This window comes from Caenimonas sp. SL110 (assembly GCF_001044395.1).
GTDB lineage: Bacteria > Pseudomonadota > Gammaproteobacteria > Burkholderiales > Burkholderiaceae_C > Ramlibacter.
Genome location: NZ_JANU01000069.1, coordinates 1 through 1,728, shown reverse-complemented (window position 1 = coordinate 1,728; position 1,728 = coordinate 1). Strand labels below are relative to the sequence as shown.

Sequence of the window (1,728 nt, the reverse complement as noted above, 5' to 3'; positions counted from 1 at the left end):
CGGCAGGGGGCCGATTACTTCGCTTGATCCGCAATCCACCGCGAAGCGGCAACTGCGCTTGATCCAGCATGGATTGCGGATCAAGTCCGCAATGACAGCCCTCTCAAATGCATCAGCCAGAACCAGATGGAACGAAGCTGGCACGACGATTGCTCATACCCATCCCATGAACCAATGACGGTTCACCGGCCCGCACGCTTCAACGGCGAAGCAAAGCGCGAGGCCACTTCGGACGAAGGCGTCCCGACCAATACCACCCGGTGTTGAGTACGGACGCCTTTTTGCATTTCTGGATTTCTTCAACCTGTCGCTGGAGCCCTTAACGTGATGACCGATCTCCTGAAAACCAAACTCTCCCGCCGCAGCGTGCTGCAGGCCGCCGCTGTCGGCGCCGCTGGCGTCTCGCCCGCCTTGCGCACCGCCGTGTGGGCCCAGGGCTCCGACGCGCCGGAGAAAAAGGAAGTGAAGATCGGCTTCATTCCCCTGACCGACTGCGCAAGCGTGGTGATGGCATCGGTGCTGGGCATCGACAAGAAGTACGGCGTCACCATCATCCCGACCAAGGAAGCGAGTTGGGCCGGTGTTCGCGACAAGCTGGTCAATGGCGAACTGGACATGGCGCACGTGCTGTGGGGCCTCATCTACGGCGTGCACATGGGCACCTCCGGTCCCAAGAAGGACATGGCCATCCTGATGAACCTGAACCACAACGGCCAGGCCATCACGCTGTCCAAGAAGATTGCGGACAAGGGCGCAGTCGATGGCCCGTCGCTCGCCAAGCTCATGCAGACGGACAAGCGTGAATACACCTTCGCGCAGACATTCCCCACCGGCACGCACGCGATGTGGCTCTACTACTGGCTGGCAACCTACGGCATCAACCCGATGAAAGATGCCAAGGTCATCACGGTGCCTCCGCCGCAGATGGTCGCGAACATGCGCGTGGGCAACATGGACGGCTTTTGCGTGGGCGAGCCCTGGGGCCATCGCGCCATCATGGATGGCATCGGCGTGACAGGCGTCACGACCCAGGACATCTGGCGCGATCACCCCGAGAAGGCGCTGGGCACGACGGCCGACTTCGTCAGGAAGTACCCCAACACCGCGCGTGCCGTGACAGCCGCCATCCTTGAAGCAGGCAAGTGGATCGACGCGGGCTTGCAGAACAAGAACAAGATGGCCGAGACGGTTGCCGACAAGAGCTACGTCAACACGGGTGTCGATGCGATCAACCAACGCATCCTGGGCCGCTACCAGAACGGCATGGGCAAGACGTGGGACGACCCCAACCACATGAAGTTCTTCAACGACGGGCTGGTGAACTTTCCGTACCTCACCGACGGCATGTGGTTCCTCACGCAGCACAAGCGCTGGGGCCTGATGAAGGATCACCCCGACTACCTGGGCATTGCCAAGCAGATCAACCAGATCGACATGTACAAGCAGGCCGCGACGCTGGCCAAGGTCAGCGTCCCCAAGGACCCGATGCGCACCGCCAAGCTGGTCGACGGCACGGTCTGGGACGGCAAGGACCCGAAGAAGTACGCCGACAGTTTCAAGATCCACGCGTAAGCCGAATCAGCGCAAACCAAGGAGATCATCATGGTCAGTGCAGTGTTTCATGGTCCGGCCGAAGCGCTGGGTTCGCTCCCTCTCCCGCGTGCGGGAGAGGGCCGGGGTGAGGGTCTTCCAATAGCGAACACCCCCCCCCCCCCCCCCCCCCCCCCC

General features: G+C 61.8%; 1 protein-coding gene. It reads left to right on the top strand.

Features of this window, described 5'->3' with window-relative positions; genetic code table 11:
• Positions 1 to 327 precede the first annotated feature (327 nt).
• On the top strand, positions 328 to 1,572 hold the full coding sequence (locus tag AQ12_RS21655) for a CmpA/NrtA family ABC transporter substrate-binding protein (protein ID WP_048442068.1): 1,245 nt from the start codon (positions 328 to 330) through the stop codon (positions 1,570 to 1,572).
• Positions 1,573 to 1,728 lie beyond the last annotated feature (156 nt).